This window comes from Erythrobacter sp. CCH5-A1 (assembly GCF_001557115.1).
Lineage (GTDB): Bacteria > Pseudomonadota > Alphaproteobacteria > Sphingomonadales > Sphingomonadaceae > Erythrobacter.
Genome location: NZ_LSKQ01000266.1, coordinates 1 through 17,934, shown reverse-complemented (window position 1 = coordinate 17,934; position 17,934 = coordinate 1). Strand labels below are relative to the sequence as shown.

Here is a 17,934-nt window from a genome sequence, read left to right as displayed (position 1 = left end):
GGGCTATCGGGGCGCGTCACTCGCATGGGAGCACACGCTGGAAATGGCCTACTGGCTGATGAAATCCGAACCCTTCAAGTACAGCTGGGACGACCTTGTCGCCGAGGGCGAGGGGACGTGGGACGGGGTGCGCAACTACCTCGCGCGCAACAACCTGATGGCGATGCAGCCAGGGGACGAGGCGTTCTTCTACCACAGCCGCGAGGGGCTGGAGATCGTCGGCATTGCCGAGATCACTGTCACCGGGATCGGCGATCCCACAGACGAGACCGGCAAGTGGGCGGCGGTCAAGCTGAAGGCCAAGGAGAAGTTCCCGCGCACCGTGACGCTCGCCGCGATCAAGGCCGAGCCGCGGCTTGCCGACATGCAGCTGATTCGGCTGTCGCGTCTGTCGGTCTGCGCCGTGACGCCGGAGGAGTGGGCGGTGATCCGCGTCATGGCGGGAGCCTGAAAACCGGCGCCCGTCGCAGCATCGACACTGCTCGCCCCGGTATTGGGAACGAAGCCGACGCAGCCCCGTAAGTCTTGTGAAAAGCTAATAAAACCATTGGTTTAACACAGGAGGTTATCATGGGTGAATTCACCGACAAGGCCAAGGGCGCCGCGAAGGAAGTGGCCGGCAAGGTCAAGCAGCAGTCGTCCGACCCTGCAACCCGCGCCGATGGCCGGGCGCAGGAGGTCGACGGCAAGCTCGACAAGGCCAAGGGTTCGGTCAAGGGCGCGCTCGGCGACCGCATCTGACCTGACGCCGATGCAAACCGAAAGGCCGCTCTCCCCGCGTGGGGGGGCGGTCTTTTCGCGTGTCAGGCGGTGCGGCCCGCCCGCGCGCGCAGGCCCGTGATGGTCGCGCCGCTGGCAGCGATGCGTTCCAGATCGGTGAGCGCATGGATCAGGCGGATGCCGCTGCGCCCTTTGGCTTCCTCTAGCGCGGCGACGAACTCCGCGGTGGTCGTCGCCCGCGCGCTCCACGCGCCGTAAGCCGCCCCGAGCATCGCGAAATCGGGATTGGCGAGCGCCGTCGCCGAGACGCGGCCGGGGTATTCACGCTCCTGATGCATGCGGATCGTGCCGTAGGCGCCGTTGTCGATCACCACCACGATGAGGCTGGCGCCATATTGCGCCGCGGTGGCGAGCTCCTGCCCGTTCATGAGGAAATCACCATCCCCCGCCACGGCGACGATCGTGCGCTCGGGAAAGCGCAGCGCGGCGGCGACCGCGGCGGGCACGCCGTAGCCCATCGCGCCGCAGGTGGGGGCGAGCTGGCCGGGATAGGCGGCGTAACGCCAGTAGCGGTGCCACCACCCGGCAAAATTGCCCGCGCCGTTGCAGATGATCGTGTCGGCGGGGAGCATTTCGCGCATGGCGCCGACGCAGGCTGCAAGGTCCATCGCGGCGTCCGAAGGCTGGGGGGTCGCCCAGGCGAGCCATTGGGCATGTGCCTGCGCCCCGGCATCGAAGGGGATGATGTCGGAGTGATCCCACAGCATCGCGCATTCGGCGAATTCGTCGACCGCGCAGCACAGCGCCAGATCGGTGCGGTAGACGCGGCCCAGCTCTTCCGGGTCAGGGTGGATGTGGACCAGCGTCTGGCCGGGGTGTTCGAGGGTGGGGACGGTGTATCCGTCGGTGGTCGCCTCGCCCAGCCGCGCGCCGACCGCGATGACGAGATCGGCCTGCCGGACACGCTCGACCAGCTGCGGGTTGGGGCCATAGCCGAGATTGCCCGCATAGACCGGCGAATCCGGCGCAATCGCGTCCTGCCGGCGGAAGGCGGTCGCGACCGGGAGCCCGATGCTTTCGGCGAACTGCTGGAAGTATTCGCGGGCCTTGGCATTCCACCCCGCGCCGCCGATGATCGCGATGGGGCTCGCGGCGTCGGCGATCATGTCGAACAGCGCGCGCATCGCATCGGGGCAGACGGCCTGCGCGGGGCGCAGCGCCTCCGGGCGCGGGGCAAGGCTGGCGGGGACTGCTTCGACCAGCATGTCCTCGGGCAGAGCCAGCACCACCGGCCCCGGCCGCCCGCTGATCGCGGTCGCATAGGCGCGGGCGATATATTCGGGGATGCGCGCCGGATCGTCGATCCGCGCCGCCCACTTGCAGATCGGCGAGAAGAAGGCGGTGAAATCAACCTCCTGGAACCCCTCGCGTCCCTGGGCCCCGCGCGCGACATCGCCGACGAACAGGATCATCGGTTGCGAATCCTGATGCGCCACATGCACGCCGATGCTGGCGTTGGTGGCGCCCGGGCCGCGCGTCACGAAAGCGATTCCCGGCCGCCCCGTCATCGCCCCGTCGGCACAGGCCATAAAAGCAACCCCGCCTTCCTGACGGCAGGTGACGACCTCGATCTCCGGCCGGTCGGGCAGGGCATCGAGCACGGCGAGGAAGCTTTCGCCCGGCACTGTGAAGATGCGGCTTGCGCCCTGCGCGGCAAGGCAATCGACCAGCAGGGCAGCTGCACTTCGCGTTGTAACGGCCATCTCGAAACTCTCCCGTCGTCCAGTCACGAGCCTCTATCCCCGGACGCGTGGCGGTGCAAACTCGCCTTGTCCCAAGCTGCGACACGCCCGCCGCAAACCGTTTTCAATGGTTAAGAAAGTCTTAAAGCTGGTTGCTCCTGATTCCCCGGAGACTCGCGAAAATGCGCCGCAGCCTGGTCCTGACCGATGAGACCGCCCGCCACTGGTTCCGCATGAGCCTGCCGCCGCACGTGAAGCGCGATCTGATCCCGATTCCGGCCGAGAGCCTGTGGCGCCTGACGATGGAAGACGTGCGCGGCGTGGCGAGCACTTATGTCGCGTTGACGCTCGCGGTGTTCGCCTTCATCGTCTAGATCACCGCACCGGGCCTTCGCCCGCCGGAGATTGTGCGCCATGAGTGACGTGCCGAAGACCAAAGGCCCTGCGTCCTACTTCCCCTCGATCGAGAAGACCTATGGTCAACCGATCGCGCACTGGAAGGCGATCGTGCGCGCAGCGATGCCAACAAAGCACATGGAGCTGGTACAGGTGCTCAAGCAGCAGGGCCTCGGACATGGCCATGCCAACGCCATCGTTGCCCATACTCTCGCCGAGGACGCGACGGGCTAGGCGGCTGCGGCGATGCGCTGCGTTTCCACCCGGTAGAGCTTGCGCGCGAGGTGTGCCGACAGGAGGCACAGCGCGAGGCTCAGCAGCAATTGCTCGGCGAGCGGGATGCCGAGAAAGCCGAGCACCCCGGCAACACCCGCTCCCACCGCCATGAAGACCGAAGAGATGAAGTTGTTCGCCGCCACCGAGCGCGAGGCTTCTGACTTTTCCACCCGCGTGGTCAGGAAGGCATAGAGCGGCACCACGAACATGCCGCCTGCGACCGCGATCAGCAGCAGGTTGGCGATCAGAACTAGCGCGAGTGGCTGGGCGAGGAATTCGGTGACCGTGAACAGCTCGCCCGCGGGTTTCAGGTCCCAGCCGCGGCAGAGCAGGTAGAAGCCGATCAGCAGCGCGCCCATAACCAGCACCGAGACGGGCGAATGACGTGCTGAAATCTCACCCTTGAGCAGCGCGTTGATCGCCACAGATCCGATCGCGATGCCAGCCGAGAAGGCAACCAGCATCACCATCGCCACCTGCTTGTCGGCCAGCAGCACGTTCTTGGCGAGCGGGAAGAACTGGACGCCGAGGATCGCCGCAATCGCCCAGAAGAAGCTGATCGCCAGCACCGCATAGCGCAGCTCGAGATTGGCAAAGGAGAAGGCGACCAGCGATTTCGATGCGCGCAGCGGGTTCCATTCGACCGTAACGTCCGCGCTCTGCGGGGGGGCGGCGGGAACGAAGCGGCAGACGGCATAGCCGATCAGCGCGATCACGATCACCGCAACCGTGCTCTGGCCCACCGAAAGCACCGCGGCGAGGATCATGCCGGTCAGGATCGCCACGTAAGTCCCCGCCTCGACCAGGCCCGTGCCGGCGAGCACCTCGTGGTCTTCGAGATGCTGGGGCAGGATCGCGTATTTGATCGGCCCGAAGAAGGTCGAATGGACGCCCATCGCGAAGAGCGCGGCGAACATCAGCGGGATCGCCACGCTTTCCACCATCATGCCGCGCGCAGCCAGCAGCAGTCCGGCCGCGCCGCCGGCCATGATGATGATCTCGGCAAACTTGATCCAGCGGATGATGCTGGTCTTGTCGCGCATGTCGGCAAGCTGGCCCGAGGTCGCCGAAAACAGCACGAAGGGGATCACGAACAGCGCGGTCGCAACGCCCGAAACCAGCGTCTCCATTTCGGGCGAATCATAGAGCTGGTACACGATGAACAGCACCATCGCGTTCTTGTAGAGATTGTCGTTGAGCGCGTTGAGCAGCTGGGTGACAAACAGCGGCGCAAAGCGGCGTTTGCCCATGAGTTGGAGCGATGTGGTCATGCCGTGATTACGCTGGGGCTTCCCTGTCAGTTACCAGCGACATAGCGCGGACCCGAGGTTTCACAAGTGCGCATGATGCGGGCGCGGGGCCCGCGCTGTCCTTCGCGGCTTTCTGCGTGCGGGGGTTTTGCCCGGGGCTGCAAGCCGCTAGAGGGGGCGGGGGAACCTATGTCGAGCCTGCCGAACATCCTTACCGCCAGCCGCATCTTCGCGGTGCCGCTGCTGGCGTTCTTCCTGTGGTGGCCCGAATGGCGTGCAGGCTATCTGATTGGTTTCGTGCTCTATTGCATCATCGCGATCACGGATTTTTTCGACGGCTACCTCGCCCGCGCGCAGGGCACGGTGTCCAAGCTCGGCATCTTTCTCGATCCGATCGCCGACAAGATCATGGTCGCGGCGGTGATTCTGGTGCTGACCGCGCAGGGCTATCTGCGCGGGCCCTATGCGGGCGATATCCATGTGATCGCCGGATTGGTCATTCTCGTGCGCGAGATCGCGGTGTCAGGCCTGCGCGAGTTTCTCGGAGGCATTCAGGTCTCGGTTCCGGTCTCGCGGCTCGCCAAGTGGAAGACGACCTTCCAGCTGGTGGCCCTGGGCGCGCTGATCCTCGGCGGGGCGGTGCACGGGCCGCCGTGCCAGTCGGTGGGCGAAGGCTGCGGTTCGATCGCGCAGAGCTGGGTGCACCTTGTGGGGCTGGTCTCGCTGTGGACCGCGGCGGTGCTGACCTGCATCACCGGCTGGGACTATCTGCGCGTCGGCCTCAAGCACATGGATTGAGGCGCAAAGCCGCACCGGACGCTTGCACCTTTCGCACTGGAAGCGGGGGGCATCATCGGGTTACACCTTTGGTCATGGGATCGGATTCGACACGCCGCGACGGCGCTTTTGTCGGACAATTGGCAAACCACGCGCGGCGCCTGCAGGGCGAGGCGCGTGAGGCGCTCTCGCGCGGCGAGTTCACCCGTGCCTCGGCCCTGATCGGCGATGCCGAGCTGCTGGCCGAGGACGTCCACGGCATGGTTGGTGACATGGAGCGGCGCGAGTTGGGCGAGCTGGCGATGCTCGCGGCCCTCGATGTCCGCGCCGCCGCCACCCCTGCGACCCGTCCCGGGCTGGCACCCCCCACACGCCGGATGCGCTTTGCCATGGCCGCAACGCTGGCGATGAGCTTCGCGCTGGTGGAGTGCTGAGCGGCTTCAGCCCGCCCGCAGCTCGTCCGCCAGCAGCTGGAAATCGGCCTCGCGCGGGGAATTCTTCCGCCATGCCAGCACGATCTCGCGCTTGGCGGTGGGGCTGTCGACGGGGCGCGCGACCACCTCGGTGCCCGCGAGAATGCCCGCCTTGAGCGCCATCTCGGGAAGCATGGTGAGGCCGAGGTCGTTGTCGACCAGCTGCACCAGGGTGTGCAGGCTCGTGCCGATCATCGCCGCGCTGGCGCGCAGTTCGGAGCGCGAGCAGGCGGCGAGGGCATGATCGCGCAGGCAGTGGCCGTCTTCCAGCAGCAGCAGCCGGCCCTGGTCGATCATGTCGGGCTTGATGCTTGGCGGAGGATCGCGCGGGTCGTCCTTGGGAAAGGCGACGAACAGGCGGTCGTCGGCAATATGCGCAATCGCCGCCTCGCCGGTATCGAAGGGCAGGGCGAGCAGCACGCAATCGACCCGGCCATGGCTCAGGGATTCGAGCGCATCATGACTCGTCTCCTCGCGCAGCATCAGCTTCAGGTCGGGCCGCTCGCGCTTCAGGCGCGGCAGCATCCGGGGCAGCAGGAAGGGGGCGATGGTGGGGATGACGCTCATCCGCAGTTCGCCCGAGAGCGGCTTGCCCGAGGCCTGGACGAGATCGGCGAGCTCCTCGGCCTCGCGCAGCAGCCGGTTGGCCTTGGCCACCACCTGCTCGCCCAAGGCGGTAAACCGCACCACCCGCCGCGAGCGCTCGACCAGCGTCACCCCGAGCAGCGATTCCAGTTCCCTGATCCCCGCCGACAGCGTCGATTGCGACACGAAGCTGGCATCGGCCGCCTTGCCGAAATGCCCGTGCTCGTGGAGCGCCACAAGGTATTGCAGCTGCTTGATGGTGGGGAGGTAGGTGGACACGGGCCCGCGCGCTATTCTGCCGCCAGCGTGTCGGGCGCGGGGGCGGAGACGTCGTCGATGTGGGTCATCTTGAGCCTGCCCTTCTCGACCGCAAAGGCGAGCTTGCCCTCGACCAGATCGAGCGCGTCCTTGCCGAACACCTCGTAGCGCCAACCTTCGAGCACCGGGAGCTTGCGGACGCCCGCCGCGAGCGCCTCCATCTCGTCGGCGCGGGTGAGGAGGCGCGGGGCGACGTCGATCTCGCGGGCGCGGATTTTCAGCAGCAGCTTGAGGAGGTCGGCGACCAGCGCGCCTTCCTTGCCGAGCGGGGCGCCCTGCTTGATCTTCTCGGGCATCTCGCTCTTGGGCAGGGGCTCGGCCTCGGCCAGCACCTTCATCAGGCGCTTGCCGATGTCGTTGTCCTTCCATGCAGGGCTGAGCCCGCGCACCTTGGCCAGATCACCCTGCACCTTGGGCGGGTGGCTGGCGATGTCGGCGAGGGTCTCGTCGCGCATGATGCGCCCGCGCGGGATGTTCTTGTGCTGCGCCTCGCTCTCGCGCCAGGCGGCGAGCGCCTTCATGCGGCCCAGCACCTGCGGGTTGCGCCCCGGCTGGCGGATGCGCTTCCACGCGACACCGGGATCGGTGAGATAGTTCGCCGGATCGGCGAGCTTCTCCATCTCGGCATCAAGCCACAGGCCGCGCCCGGTCTTGATCAGCTTTTTCAGGATCTTGGGGAAGATTCCTGCGAGGTAGGTGACGTCGCCGATGGCGTATTCGATCTGCCGGTCGGTCAGCGGGCGGCGGCTCCAATCGGTGAAGCGCGCGCCCTTGTCGATGGTGACACCGACCCAGGTCTCGACCAGATTGGCGTAGCCGATCTGTTCGGACTGGCTGATCGCCATCATCGCGATCTGGGTGTCGAAGATCGGGTGCGGGGTCTTGCCGGTGAGGTTGACGATGATCTCGACATCCTGCCCGCCGGCGTGGAAGACCTTCAGAACGTCCTCGTTCTCGCACATGAGGTCGAGCAGCGGGGCAAGGTCGATCCCCGGCGCCATCGGATCGATCGCGGCGGCTTCTTCCGTATTGGCGATCTGCACCAGGCAGAGCTCGGGCCAATAGGTGTTCTCGCGCATGAACTCGGTGTCGACCGCGACGAAATCGGATTTGGCGAGACGTTCGCAGAGGTCTGAGAGAGCCTCGGTGGTGGTGATGAGAGGATGGATTTTCATGTCATCTTTTCGTGTCTAGCAGGCGGAGTGCCGCCCTCGGGATCGTTCCCAGTGTGGCCTCGACCGCTTGACAAAGCGGCAGGCTTGCCCTGTTAGCGCGCCGACTGCGGAGCCTTGGCTCCGAACGCGTCGGCGCGCCCTAGCGTCATAGCCGCCAACAGGACAAGAGTTTAGATGCACCCCTACCGCACGCATACTTGCGCACAGCTTTCTTCCGAGCATGTCGGCGAGACCGTCCGCCTGTCGGGCTGGATCCACCGCAAGCGCGACCACGGGGGCGTGCTGTTCATCGACCTGCGCGATCATTACGGCATCACCCAGATCGTCGCCGACACCGACAGCCCGGCGCTTCCGGTGCTCGAGGGCCTCAGGGTCGAGAGCGTCGTCACCATCGAGGGCACCGTCAAGGCGCGCATGGCCGAGACGGTCAACGCCAACCTCGCGACAGGTGCGATCGAGGTGTTCGCGCGCGGCGTGACGGTGCAGAGCGCGGCCGAAGAGCTGCCGATGCCGGTCGCCGACGAGCAGCCTTACCCTGAGGACATCCGGTTGAAGTACCGCTTCCTCGACCTGCGCCGCGAGACGCTGCACCGGAACATCATGACCCGCGTGGCGGTGATCGCCGACATGCGGGCACGGATGAACGCGGCCGGTTTCAACGAGTTCTCGACGCCCATTCTGACGGCTTCGAGCCCCGAGGGCGCGCGCGACTTCCTCGTGCCGAGCCGCATCCATGCGGGCAAGTTCTACGCGCTCCCGCAGGCGCCGCAGCAGTACAAGCAGCTGCTGATGGTCGCGGGCTTCGACCGCTATTTCCAGATCGCCCCCTGCTTCCGCGACGAGGACCCGCGCGCCGACCGTCTGCCGGGCGAATTCTACCAGCTCGACCTCGAAATGAGTTTTGTCACTCAGGAAGAGGTGTGGGAAACGATGGAGCCGGTGATCCAGGGCACCTTCGCGGCCTTTGCGGGCGACAAGGCGGTGACCCCGGCGGGCCAGTTCCCGCGCATCCCCTATGACGAGGCGATGCTGAAGTATGGCAGCGACAAGCCCGATCTGCGCAACCCGCTGATCATCAGCGACTTGTCCGCGCACTTCACTTCGAGCGGCTTCGGCCTCTTCGAAAGAATCGTCGGCGGCGGCGGTGTCGTGCGCGCCATCCCCGCGCCTGCGACCCACGAGAAGAGCCGCAAGTTCTTCGACGACATGAACGACTGGGCGCGCAAGGAAGGCTATGCGGGCCTCGGCTATGTCACCCGCAAGGGCGGGGAATTCGGCGGGCCCATCGCCAAGAACCATGGGCCGGAGCGGATGGCCGAACTCTACGCCGAACTCGGCCTTGGCGAGAACGACGGCCTGTTCTTCGCCGCGGGCAAGGAAGCCGATGCCGCCAAGCTCGCGGGCGCTGCGCGCATCCGGGTAGGCGAGGAGCTGGGCCTCGTCGACGAGACCCGCTTCGAACTGTGCTGGATCGTCGACTTCCCCTTCTACGAATGGAACGAGGACGAGAAGAAGGTCGACTTCTCCCACAATCCCTTCTCGATGCCGCAGGGCGGGATCGAGGCGCTCGAGGGGCAGGACCCGCTCACCATCAAGGCATTCCAGTACGACCTCGTCTGCAATGGCTATGAAATCGCCTCGGGCTCGATCCGCAACCACAAGCCCGAGACGATGGTGAAGGCCTTCGAGATCGTCGGCCTATCCAAGGCGGACGTCGAGGAGCGCTTCGGCGGCATGTACCGCGCCTTCCAGTATGGCGCGCCGCCGCATGGGGGGATGGCCGCGGGGGTCGACCGCATCATCATGCTGCTGTGCGGCGCGAAGAACCTGCGCGAGATCTCGCTCTTCCCGATGAACCAGCGCGCCGAGGATCTGCTGATGGGCGCGCCATCTCCGGCGGAACCCCGCGCGCTGCGCGAACTGCACCTGCGCGTGGTCGAACCGCAGGCCAAGCCGAGCGCGGGCTGAGCGAGAAAAGCCGCATCAAACTCAATGCGTCAGTGGAATGTCCGCTTTGGGCCCATCCCGTTGACAGGACTAAGGAAGCGCAGGCCGTCTTGTCGGGGCATCTTCCCGGCACTAGAATTCGGTGCCGACGTTACGCGTATTCTTTGAAAGATTAGCAGGGCCAAAAAAGGGGGTTACATGCTTAGGATGTCACGTTGGGCAATGGCTATTCTGGGCATCGCCGCCCTTCAGACCCCGGCTTTGGCCGCTGACGCCAGCACGATGTCTTGTGTCGACGCGCTTCCGGAGGCGACGAAATCGGCAATTGGCGATGCTGCGGTGGCAGGGATAACCTCCGCTTACATCGAACCGACCGATGACCTTTTGGCGCTGGCCGACCTCGTCGCTTCGTGCGGCGATAAGCATAGCTGGTCTGACGAGGCCCGCAAGATTGCGTTCGATCGTGCGAGGTTGCTTGCCGAAGCGACGGCTTACGAGAAGGCGCTTCTGTCCGACGGCGTGCCCGCTAACGAGGGGACCGACATCTGGTATGCTCTTCCCGCTCCTGTTCGCAATTCATTCGAGACCGGCACGCCGTCGAAGGAGGCTGTCGATGCCCTCAGTGCCTCACTGACCGAACGGGGCTACGGCAAGACTTCGATCAAGCGGGTCAGGATGATGCTCCGCTACGTTGCGGCATTCGGCAAGCTTCGCGGATTGCGCCAGAAATTCGCCGGGGCCTAAGCGAGTACGGCGAGACCGGTCTGACCTAACACCTGCGCGCGGGCGGCGTTCCTGCCTCTGCTCGCTCAGAGCCGAAGCTTGTCCTGCTTCTCGGTGCGAGACTTCAGGCGCTCTCGAGCCCGGCAAGGAAGGCGGCGACATTGCGGCCCAGCGCCGCGACGTCGTAGCCGCCTTCCATCACCGTGATCGTCGGCAGGCCGAGCGCGGCTATGCGTGCGCCGATGCGCTGCATGTCGTCGGTGGTCAGGCGGAAGTGCGAGATCGGGTCGGTTGCGAAGGTGTCCGCGCCGTAGCTTACGATCAGCGTTGTCGCGCCGAAAGCCGCAATCGCCTCCAGCGCGCGGCCGAGCGCGCCTTCATACGCCCCCCATTGCGTGCCGCGCGCGAGCGGCAGGTTGAGGTTCGCGCCTTCGCCTGCGCCCTCCCCGCGCTCGTCGGCATGGCCCCAGAAATAGGGGTAATCGGTGCGCGGATCGGCGTGGATTGAGGCAAAAAGCACGCTCCCGTCCTCGTAGAAGATGTCCTGCGTGCCGTTGCCGTGGTGATAGTCGACATCGAGCACCGCCACCGGCCCCATGCCGCGCGCCTGCACAGCGCGGGCGGCGATGGCGGCGTTGTTGAGGTAGCAATAGCCGCCGAAATAGTCCGCCCCCGCATGATGCCCGGGCGGACGGCATAGCGCGAAGGCCTGGCGCGCGGTGCCCTCGGCGACCGCCGCGCATGCGCTCAGCGCCGCCTGCGCCCCCCAATAGGCCGCGTCCCACGATCCCGCCGTGATCGGCGTGCCCGCATCGAAGCTGTATTGGCCTAGCCTCGCGTCGATCCGCTCGAGCTTCAGCGGCCGCCGGGCGCGCACCGGAAAGGCATAGCCGATCGCATCGCCCTCGCGCCCCGCCGCGAGCCACGCGGCGTGGGCGGTCTCGAGGAAGGCGACGTATTCGGGATCGTGGACGGCAAGGATCGGCTCCATGCCGTGATCGGCGGGGGCGCGCACCTCGCCCGGCATCGCGGCCAGCATCGAACTGAGGCGCGCGGGCGCTTCGGCATGGTCGGCCCAGCCCCCGTTCATCAGTTCGCGGGCCGGATCATGCGCACTCTGGCGCGGGGAGGCGAATGTCAGCATGGGCGCGTGCTTGGCATGGGCGCGCGGGGGCTGGCAAGAACCGAGATCGAGTGCGATTGCCGGTTGTTTGCCGCCGCGAAGACTGCGAAATCTGTTGCGGAGCAAGGGCAGGCGAGGGGGCGGCGATGCGATTCTGGACCATCATCGGAACGGGTCTGGCGGGGTTGGTGTGCACCGGCGCAGCGGCCGAAACGCTGCCGGTCGAGGGCATTTACGCCGCGGGGACCGACGCCCCCTCGCGCGCCCGTTCGATCGCGCTTGCAGGCTTTGCCGGGCGCGGCGGGGAGCGGCTTGCCTTTGCCATCGACACCGCGCTACGCGGCGCGGTGATCGAAGGGCGCCCGTGGTTCGAACTCACCTTTTCCGAGCCCCCGCGCGGCGCCACCTACACCTATGACCGCGACGCGGACCCTGCCGCCTATCGCGGCGGCGCCGACGCGGTGATGCGCGGGATCGCCGAGGTCGAATGGCGCGACCGTGACGACGGCACCAAGGATGTCGAGGAATGCGCCGTGCGCGACGAGCGCGGCAAATGCACCGAGAAGAAGACCGTCACCTACCCCTGCCGCGCGCGCGAGGTGACCTTGCGGCCCGAGGTGCGGCTCGTCGCGCGCGAGGGCGATCTGCTCTATGGCAAGGGCGACCAGCTCATCGCCAGCCAGCGCTTCTGCAAGGACGAGAAGGGCAGCCCCTCGGTCGATTCGATGGTGGAACAACTCGCCCGTCAGTTCGCCGATGCGGTGCGCTTCGATCTCGCGCCGAGCCAGCGCTCCGAGGATATCCGCGTGCTCGAAAGCCGCAGCGGGATGTCGAAGCCCGACCAGGCCGCCTTCAAGGCCGCGCTCAAGCTCACCAAGAACGATGTGGCCGGAGCCTGCCGCGCCTTCGCGGCGCTGGAGGCGAGCAACCCGCAGAATATCACGGTTCTGTTCAACATCGGCCTGTGCAGCGAAAGCGAAGGCGCGCTCGAGGAGGCCGCCGCGCGCTACGAAGCCGTGCTCGCGCTCAGCCCGAGGAAGCTCGAGCCGCAGGAGGGCCTTGCCCGCATCGCCTCGCGCCGCCGCGCCGAGCGTCAGCTTTCCATTCATTACGGCGACGAGGCCCCCTGAACGTCATGCCCACTTGCGTATCGCACCGCCCTTCTTTAGGGCGGGGGCGACTTATCTAACCCCAGTTTCAAGAGGGAATACCATGAGCGATACTGCCGACCGGGTGGCCAAGATTGTCGTCGAGCATCTCGGCGTCGAAGCCGACAAGGTCACTCAGGATGCGAGCTTCATCGACGATCTCGGCGCGGACAGCCTCGACATCGTGGAACTGGTGATGGCCTTCGAAGAGGAATTCGGCGTCGAAATCCCCGACGATGCGGCCGAGAAGATCACCACGGTCGGCGACGCGACCAAGTACATCGAAGAACACAAGGGCTGATCGCCCGACCTATCCCGTTTGCCCTGAGCGTGTCGAAGGGTGCCCGTCGGCCCGTGGGCCGGCTGGACAAAGCGGGGCTTCGACAGGCTCAGCCCGTACGGGTTGAGCCTGTTGTGCGTTTTGGAGAATGATATGCGCCGTGTGGTTGTAACCGGGCTTGGCCTCGTCACCCCGCTTGGAGCCGATGTCGAGACGACGTGGGCGAACCTCATTGCCGGGGAAAGCGGGGCGGGGCCAATCACCCGCTTCGATACCTCGAACCAGAAGTGCACCATCGCCTGCGAGGTGAAGCCCAAGGATCACCCCTGGGGCTTCGATCCCGACAAGCGTGTCGATCACAAGATCCAGCGGCAGGTCGATCCCTTCATCGTCTACGGCATCGACGCCGCGGGTCAGGCGCTGGAAGACGCCGGGCTCACCGACATGACCCAGGCCGAAAAGGAGCGCACCGGCTGCTCGATCGGTTCGGGCATCGGGGGCCTGCCTGGGATCGAGATCGAGAGCGTCAACCTCCACGAGCGCGGCCCCGGCCGGGTCAGCCCGCACTTCGTCCACGGGCGGCTGATCAACCTCATCACCGGCCAGGTGCAGATCAAGTACGGCTTCATGGGCCCGAACCACGCCGTGGTGACCGCCTGTTCGACCGGCGCGCATTCGATCGGCGATGCGGCGCGGATGATCATGGCCGACGACGCCGACATCATGCTGGCGGGCGGGGCGGAGAGCACCGTCAACCCGCTCGGCATCGCCGGTTTCGCGCAGGCGCGCGCGCTCAACATGAGCATGAACGACCGCCCCAAGGAAGCGAGCCGCCCCTATGACCGGAACCGTGACGGCTTCGTCATGGGCGAGGGCGCGGGCGTGGTGGTGCTCGAGGAATACGAGCGGGCCAAGGCCCGCGGCGCGAAGATCTATGCCGAAGTCACCGGCTATGGCCTCTCGGGCGATGCCTATCACGTTACCGCCCCGCATCCTGAAGGCCGCGGCGCGGAACTCGCCATGCGCATGGCGCTCAAGAAGGCCGGCCTCGGCCCGGGCGACATCGACTACATCAACGCCCACGGCACCTCGACCATGGCCGACACCATCGAACTCGCCGCGATCAAGCGCGTGCTGGGCGATGACCTCGGCGGCGCGTCGATGTCCTCGACCAAGAGCGCGATCGGCCACCTGCTGGGCGGCGCGGGCGCGGTCGAGGCGATCTTCTGCATCCTCGCGATGCGCGACCAGATCGTCCCGCCGACGCTGAACCTCCACGATCCCGATGACGGCACCGAGGGCATCGACCTCGTGCCGCTGGTTGCGAAGAAGCGGCAGGTCCGCGCAGTGCTGAACAACAGCTTCGGCTTCGGCGGCACCAACGCCTCGATCATCATGCAGAAGCTGGACTGACACCGTGATGCGCATGCGGGGTCTCGTGCTGCTGGTGCTGGGCCTTGCCGCGGCGGGGCTGGTGCTGGCGTGGACGTTTCTCGGCTCGGCGACGATCGCCAAGGACACGCCCTTCACGATCCCCGCCGGGGCGTCGGTCGGCACCGTCGCGGCCAAGCTTGAGGCGGAGGGACTTGTCTCCTCGGCCTCCGGCTTCATGCTCAATGCGCGGATCTTTGGCTCGTCCGCGCCGATCCAGGCGGGCGAGTTCCTGCTCAAGCCCGGGATGAGCCAGGGCGACATCCTCGAAGCCTTCCAGTCGGGTGACGTTATCCGCCGCTTCGTCACCATCCCCGAGGGCATGCCCTCGATCCTGGTGTGGGAACGGCTTATGGGCGAGCCGCTGCTGACCGGCGAGATTCCGGTGCCGCCCGAAGGCTCGATTCTGCCCGACACCTACAGCTTCGAGCGCGGCCAGCCCCGCGCCAGGCTGGTCGAGCAGATGCAGGCGGCGATGGACAAGGCGCTCGCCGAGGAGTGGGCCAAGCGCGCGCCCGGCATCCCGGTCACGACCATGCGCGAGGCACTGATCCTCGCCTCTATTGTCGAGAAGGAGACCGGCAAGCCCGAGGAGCGGCGGATGGTCGCGGGCCTCTATTCGAACCGCGTGCGCACCGGCATGAAGCTTCAGGCTGACCCGACGATCATCTACCCGATCACCAAGGGCAAGCCGCTCGGCCGGCGCATCAACCAGTCCGAGATCGCCGCGGTCAACGGCTACAACACCTATACCCGCACGGGGCTGCCCGAGGGTCCGATTACCAACCCGGGCCGCGACAGCATCGCGGCGGTGATGAACCCCGAGGCGACGAGCGCCCTGTTCATGGTCGCCGACGGAACCGGCGGACACTGGTTCGCCAGCACGCTCGCCGAGCACAACGCCAATGTCGCCAAGTGGTATGCGATCCGAAGAGAACGGGGCGAGATGTAGGTAAGGCTGGAGGGCGCAGCGCGGCCAGCAAAGGTGGGAACCGGATTTGCGGGTCGGCCGCGCGAACAGACAATTATGCCCCAGCCGTTCATCCTGACCGCCGTTCTTCCGCGCGATCTCCAGGCCTTTGCCGAAGGTCTGCGCCGCGCGCACTACCCGGCCGAAAAGAACCACCTCCACGCGCATGTGACCCTGTTCCACGCCTTCGCGCCCTCGCTGCTCGATGAATTGCGCGACTACCTGCCCCGGCTCGCCGCTGAATTCGCCGCCCCCGAGGGGGCGGTGAAGGGGGTGATGGACTTGGGGAAGGGCACCGCAATCGCGCTCGATGCGCCGCAGCTGCTCGCGCTGCGGCAGGGGATCTCGGAGCATTTCCGCGGCAGCCTCACCGTGCAGGATCTCCACGAGCCGCGCCCGCACATCACGATCCAGAACAAGGTCACCAAGGACGCAGCGCGCGCGCTCCAGGCGACGCTTCCGGCGATGCTGGCGCCGTGGTCCGCCAAGGGCCGCTTCGCCTTCCCCGCGCTGGCGCTGCACCGCTACTGCGGGGGACCCTGGGAGGAGATCAAGACCTGCGCCTTCCGCGGCCGCGAGCGGTGGTAGCCGGGCCCTCCCAAGGGGCTTGACCCCGGGCCCACGCCGCCCTAATGGCGCGCCTCGCGCTGGGGACACCCGGCGCCGAATCCGGCCGGACACCCGCCCGGATGCCCATGGGGCGGAGTAGCTCAGCCGGTTAGAGCAGCGGAATCATAATCCGCGTGTCGGGGGTTCGAGTCCCTCCTCCGCTACCATCCCGGATTGTCCACCGGTGGCCCACTGAGGCCACTGGCAGACATTTTTCGAGGAAAATCAAATATTTTTCGCGTCCCGTTGCGTACGCCGGCGTCCCGGTGCGACCCGCTGCGGCCACCCACGGCGATTTGGATTGGGGGTATTTTGGGGGTATTTTTCGGCTGTCCCCAAAACAGGCGATACCCCCAGATGGCTTTGAAAGAACTTGAGGTCAAATACGCCACCAAGCGGCAGCGCCCCTACAAGCTGTCCGATGGAGAAGGCCTGCACCTGCTCGTCCAGCCGAACGGATCGAAGCTCTGGCGCCTGAAATACCGCTTCGACGGCAAGGAAAAACTGCTGAGCTTCGGCAAATATCCGACCGTCACGCTGGCGATCGCCCGCGAGAAGCGGACCGAAGCCAAGCGGCTGCTCGATCAGGGTGAGGACCCCGCCGAGGCCAGGAAGCGGGCGAAGAAGCAGAGGGCCGCGCTCAAGCTGTTCGAAGAGATTGCGCGGGCCTGGCACGCCAATCGTATTGAAGGGCTGGACTCGGCCCATGCCCTGCGCGTCATCAACCGGATGGAGCGCGACGTCTTTCCGGTCATCGGGAAGCGTCCGATCACGGAAATCGACCCGCCCGAGATTCTCGAGATGATCCGCGCGGTCGAAGCGCGCGGCGCCCTCGATATCGCCCGTCGCCTCAAGCAGAACGTCAGCCAGATCTATCGCTTCGCGATCGCGAGCGGCTGGGCGACCATCGATCCGACGCTCGGCCTCAACGATGCGCTCAAGCCCAAGCCGCCCGTCAGGCACATGGCGCGCGTGCCGCTCGCGGAGTTTCCGAAGCTGGTGCGGGCGATCTTCGCCTATGACGGCGAGGACACGCCGCGCCGCCGCGAGATCACCCGTGACGCGCTGCTGTTCACCTTGCTCACATGGGTCCGAACCAGCGAAACCCGCTTCGCGGCCAGGGACGAGTTCGAGGATCTCTATGGACCGAACCCGCTATGGCGTCTGTCGCCGGAGCGCATGAAGATGGAACGTGAGCATCTTGTTCCGCTGTCCCGCCAGGCCGCAATGATCGTTCAGCGCCGCTTGCAGGCGACGAACGATGCGTTCCTCTTTCCCGGAGCCAAGCCTGGAAAGCCTATTTCCGAGAACACCATGATCTATGCCTGCTACCGCATGGGCTATCTTGGCCGGCAGACGGTGCATGGGTTTCGGGGGCTCGGCTCGACCTGGGCGAACGAAGCCGAACGCTACAAGCCCGACTGGATCGAGATGGCGCTCGCCCACGAGGATGAGGACGAAGTGCGCGGCGCCTATAACAGCGCGCTCTATCTCACCCCGCGAAGGCGGATGCTGCAAGATTGGGCCGACGTGATCGACGCGGCAACCGCAGTGTCGGATGTCGAGAAGGATCCTATCGAGTTCTCACAGCTCACGGGCTGTTCTGCGCCCATCCAGCGCTTGCCGCCGAGCGACCGGAGACAGCCGTATTGGCAGCGCCCTCGTTGGGCGGCTTCGCGATAAGCGTCACGGCTCGGAACCGCTGATTAAGAGCGCGGCTTTCCACCATAATTATTATAAACGTCAGTTACTTAGATGCATCCGTGAATAGTGGGACTGAACAATAAGAAGCAGTATCGTATCATATCCTACCATGCCCTACGTCACAAATTCACCTACGTCGGAAGAGCGCCCTCATGGCGGACATTCGTTCAATCAAGCAGGCAATCACGGTGAGCGGCATCAACCATCGAGCTTGCCAATGCCCTGTACCCTAAGAGCCTGATCCGAAATTAAGTTGAGTGGTGCCAGCGGGTTAGCTTGACGCGAGC

General features: G+C 66.0%; 19 protein-coding genes and 1 tRNA gene. 15 read left to right on the top strand and 5 right to left on the bottom strand.

What is annotated here, in order from left to right:
- Window positions 1-43: 43 nt before the first annotated feature.
- Both AX708_RS16175 and AX708_RS16170 read left to right on the top strand, forming a co-directional pair.
- Window positions 44-451: an EVE domain-containing protein gene (locus AX708_RS16175; protein ID WP_066526999.1), complete on the top strand. Its 408-nt coding sequence runs from the start codon at window positions 44-46 to the stop codon at window positions 449-451.
- 119 nt (window positions 452-570) lie between these two features.
- Window positions 571-741, top strand: coding sequence for a general stress protein CsbD (locus AX708_RS16170; RefSeq protein WP_066526997.1), 171 nt, complete (start codon window positions 571-573; stop codon window positions 739-741).
- 62 nt (window positions 742-803) lie between these two features.
- Here AX708_RS16170 and AX708_RS16165 read toward each other — a convergent pair whose 3' ends face one another.
- On the bottom strand, window positions 804-2,483 hold the full coding sequence (locus AX708_RS16165) for a thiamine pyrophosphate-binding protein (RefSeq protein ID WP_066526996.1): 1,680 nt from the start codon (window positions 2,481-2,483) through the stop codon (window positions 804-806).
- Between the two features lie 161 nt (window positions 2,484-2,644).
- On the opposite strand from AX708_RS16165, the gene AX708_RS16160 reads away from it, so the two are divergent.
- Both AX708_RS16160 and AX708_RS16155 read left to right on the top strand, forming a co-directional pair.
- Complete coding sequence (locus AX708_RS16160; protein WP_066526995.1) at window positions 2,645-2,836, top strand: hypothetical protein; 192 nt, start codon at window positions 2,645-2,647, stop codon at window positions 2,834-2,836.
- A 40-nt stretch (window positions 2,837-2,876) separates the two neighbouring features.
- A complete protein-coding gene (locus AX708_RS16155) occupies window positions 2,877-3,092 on the top strand; it encodes a DUF4287 domain-containing protein (RefSeq protein ID WP_066526994.1) in 216 nt (71 codons plus the stop codon).
- Here AX708_RS16155 and AX708_RS16150 read toward each other — a convergent pair.
- The gene (locus AX708_RS16150) at window positions 3,089-4,405 is read right to left on the bottom strand and encodes an MFS transporter (protein WP_066526991.1); all 1,317 of its coding nucleotides are present in this window, start codon (window positions 4,403-4,405) and stop codon (window positions 3,089-3,091) included. The two genes, AX708_RS16155 and AX708_RS16150, sit on opposite strands and share 4 nt — an antisense overlap.
- 168 nt (window positions 4,406-4,573) lie before the next feature.
- Here AX708_RS16150 and pgsA point away from each other — a divergent pair, with 168 nt between their 5' ends.
- Both pgsA and AX708_RS16140 read left to right on the top strand, forming a co-directional pair.
- Window positions 4,574-5,182 carry a CDP-diacylglycerol--glycerol-3-phosphate 3-phosphatidyltransferase gene (gene pgsA, locus AX708_RS16145; RefSeq protein WP_066526989.1) on the top strand — a complete coding sequence of 203 codons (609 nt, stop codon included), beginning with the start codon at window positions 4,574-4,576 and terminating at the stop codon, window positions 5,180-5,182.
- Between the two features lie 119 nt (window positions 5,183-5,301).
- Window positions 5,302-5,595: a hypothetical protein gene (locus AX708_RS16140; RefSeq protein WP_156443306.1), complete on the top strand. Its 294-nt coding sequence runs from the start codon at window positions 5,302-5,304 to the stop codon at window positions 5,593-5,595.
- Window positions 5,596-5,601: 6 nt separating this feature from the next.
- Here the strand turns inward: AX708_RS16140 and AX708_RS16135 are convergent, their stop codons facing one another.
- The gene (locus tag AX708_RS16135) at window positions 5,602-6,498 is read right to left on the bottom strand and encodes a LysR substrate-binding domain-containing protein (RefSeq protein WP_066526983.1); all 897 of its coding nucleotides are present in this window, start codon (window positions 6,496-6,498) and stop codon (window positions 5,602-5,604) included.
- Between the two features lie 11 nt (window positions 6,499-6,509).
- Window positions 6,510-7,712, bottom strand: a complete 1,203-nt coding sequence (gene rnd / locus AX708_RS16130) for a ribonuclease D (protein ID WP_066526981.1) — start codon at window positions 7,710-7,712, stop codon at window positions 6,510-6,512.
- Between the two features lie 174 nt (window positions 7,713-7,886).
- On the opposite strand from rnd, the gene aspS reads away from it, so the two are divergent.
- Together aspS and AX708_RS16120 are read left to right on the top strand one after the other, a co-directional pair.
- Complete coding sequence (aspS, locus tag AX708_RS16125) at window positions 7,887-9,680, top strand: aspartate--tRNA ligase (RefSeq protein ID WP_066526978.1); 1,794 nt, start codon at window positions 7,887-7,889, stop codon at window positions 9,678-9,680.
- A 201-nt stretch (window positions 9,681-9,881) separates the two neighbouring features.
- Window positions 9,882-10,403 carry a hypothetical protein gene (locus AX708_RS16120; protein WP_066526976.1) on the top strand — a complete coding sequence of 174 codons (522 nt, stop codon included), beginning with the start codon at window positions 9,882-9,884 and terminating at the stop codon, window positions 10,401-10,403.
- Window positions 10,404-10,506: 103 nt separating this feature from the next.
- Here the strand turns inward: AX708_RS16120 and AX708_RS16115 are convergent, their stop codons facing one another.
- Window positions 10,507-11,526 (bottom strand): histone deacetylase family protein, encoded by a 1,020-nt coding sequence (locus AX708_RS16115; protein ID WP_066526973.1) that lies wholly within the window; start codon window positions 11,524-11,526, stop codon window positions 10,507-10,509.
- A 125-nt stretch (window positions 11,527-11,651) separates the two neighbouring features.
- On the opposite strand from AX708_RS16115, the gene AX708_RS16110 reads away from it, so the two are divergent.
- The 7 genes from AX708_RS16110 to AX708_RS16080 all read left to right on the top strand — a co-directional run bounded on the left by AX708_RS16110 (window position 11,652) and on the right by AX708_RS16080 (window position 17,626).
- Entirely contained in the window at window positions 11,652-12,635 is a 984-nt protein-coding gene (locus tag AX708_RS16110; protein ID WP_066526971.1) for a hypothetical protein, read from the top strand.
- An 82-nt stretch (window positions 12,636-12,717) separates the two neighbouring features.
- Entirely contained in the window at window positions 12,718-12,954 is a 237-nt protein-coding gene (locus AX708_RS16105; RefSeq protein ID WP_017666217.1) for an acyl carrier protein, read from the top strand.
- A 132-nt stretch (window positions 12,955-13,086) separates the two neighbouring features.
- Complete coding sequence (gene fabF, locus AX708_RS16100) at window positions 13,087-14,346, top strand: beta-ketoacyl-ACP synthase II (RefSeq protein WP_066526968.1); 1,260 nt, start codon at window positions 13,087-13,089, stop codon at window positions 14,344-14,346.
- Window positions 14,347-14,353: 7 nt separating this feature from the next.
- Complete coding sequence (mltG, locus tag AX708_RS16095) at window positions 14,354-15,316, top strand: endolytic transglycosylase MltG (RefSeq protein ID WP_066526965.1); 963 nt, start codon at window positions 14,354-14,356, stop codon at window positions 15,314-15,316.
- Window positions 15,317-15,391: 75 nt separating this feature from the next.
- Window positions 15,392-15,922, top strand: coding sequence for a 2'-5' RNA ligase family protein (locus tag AX708_RS16090; protein WP_066526963.1), 531 nt, complete (start codon window positions 15,392-15,394; stop codon window positions 15,920-15,922).
- Window positions 15,923-16,033: 111 nt separating this feature from the next.
- Window positions 16,034-16,110, top strand: a tRNA-Met gene (locus tag AX708_RS16085).
- A gap of 7 nt (window positions 16,111-16,117) precedes the next feature.
- Window positions 16,118-17,626: an integrase arm-type DNA-binding domain-containing protein gene (locus AX708_RS16080; RefSeq protein WP_232003457.1), complete on the top strand. Its 1,509-nt coding sequence runs from the start codon at window positions 16,118-16,120 to the stop codon at window positions 17,624-17,626.
- Window positions 17,627-17,934: the final 308 nt, after the last annotated feature.

What these genes read in the sequence shown, in the direction of transcription:
- AX708_RS16175 (WP_066526999.1), top strand. Translation starts at nt 44, where the DNA reads ATGGCCTACTGGCTGATGAAATCCGAACCCTTCAAGTACAGCTGGGAC.
- AX708_RS16170 (WP_066526997.1), top strand. Translation starts at nt 571, where the DNA reads ATGGGTGAATTCACCGACAAGGCCAAGGGCGCCGCGAAGGAAGTGGCC.
- AX708_RS16165 (WP_066526996.1), bottom strand. Translation starts at nt 2,483, where the DNA reads ATGGCCGTTACAACGCGAAGTGCAGCTGCCCTGCTGGTCGATTGCCTT.
- AX708_RS16160 (WP_066526995.1), top strand. Translation starts at nt 2,645, where the DNA reads ATGCGCCGCAGCCTGGTCCTGACCGATGAGACCGCCCGCCACTGGTTC.
- AX708_RS16155 (WP_066526994.1), top strand. Translation starts at nt 2,877, where the DNA reads ATGAGTGACGTGCCGAAGACCAAAGGCCCTGCGTCCTACTTCCCCTCG.
- AX708_RS16150 (WP_066526991.1), bottom strand. Translation starts at nt 4,405, where the DNA reads ATGACCACATCGCTCCAACTCATGGGCAAACGCCGCTTTGCGCCGCTG.
- pgsA (WP_066526989.1), top strand. Translation starts at nt 4,574, where the DNA reads ATGTCGAGCCTGCCGAACATCCTTACCGCCAGCCGCATCTTCGCGGTG.
- rnd (WP_066526981.1), bottom strand. Translation starts at nt 7,712, where the DNA reads ATGAAAATCCATCCTCTCATCACCACCACCGAGGCTCTCTCAGACCTC.
- aspS (WP_066526978.1), top strand. Translation starts at nt 7,887, where the DNA reads ATGCACCCCTACCGCACGCATACTTGCGCACAGCTTTCTTCCGAGCAT.
- AX708_RS16120 (WP_066526976.1), top strand. Translation starts at nt 9,882, where the DNA reads ATGGCTATTCTGGGCATCGCCGCCCTTCAGACCCCGGCTTTGGCCGCT.
- AX708_RS16115 (WP_066526973.1), bottom strand. Translation starts at nt 11,526, where the DNA reads ATGCTGACATTCGCCTCCCCGCGCCAGAGTGCGCATGATCCGGCCCGC.
- AX708_RS16110 (WP_066526971.1), top strand. Translation starts at nt 11,652, where the DNA reads ATGCGATTCTGGACCATCATCGGAACGGGTCTGGCGGGGTTGGTGTGC.
- AX708_RS16105 (WP_017666217.1), top strand. Translation starts at nt 12,718, where the DNA reads ATGAGCGATACTGCCGACCGGGTGGCCAAGATTGTCGTCGAGCATCTC.
- fabF (WP_066526968.1), top strand. Translation starts at nt 13,087, where the DNA reads ATGCGCCGTGTGGTTGTAACCGGGCTTGGCCTCGTCACCCCGCTTGGA.
- mltG (WP_066526965.1), top strand. Translation starts at nt 14,354, where the DNA reads ATGCGCATGCGGGGTCTCGTGCTGCTGGTGCTGGGCCTTGCCGCGGCG.
- AX708_RS16090 (WP_066526963.1), top strand. Translation starts at nt 15,392, where the DNA reads ATGCCCCAGCCGTTCATCCTGACCGCCGTTCTTCCGCGCGATCTCCAG.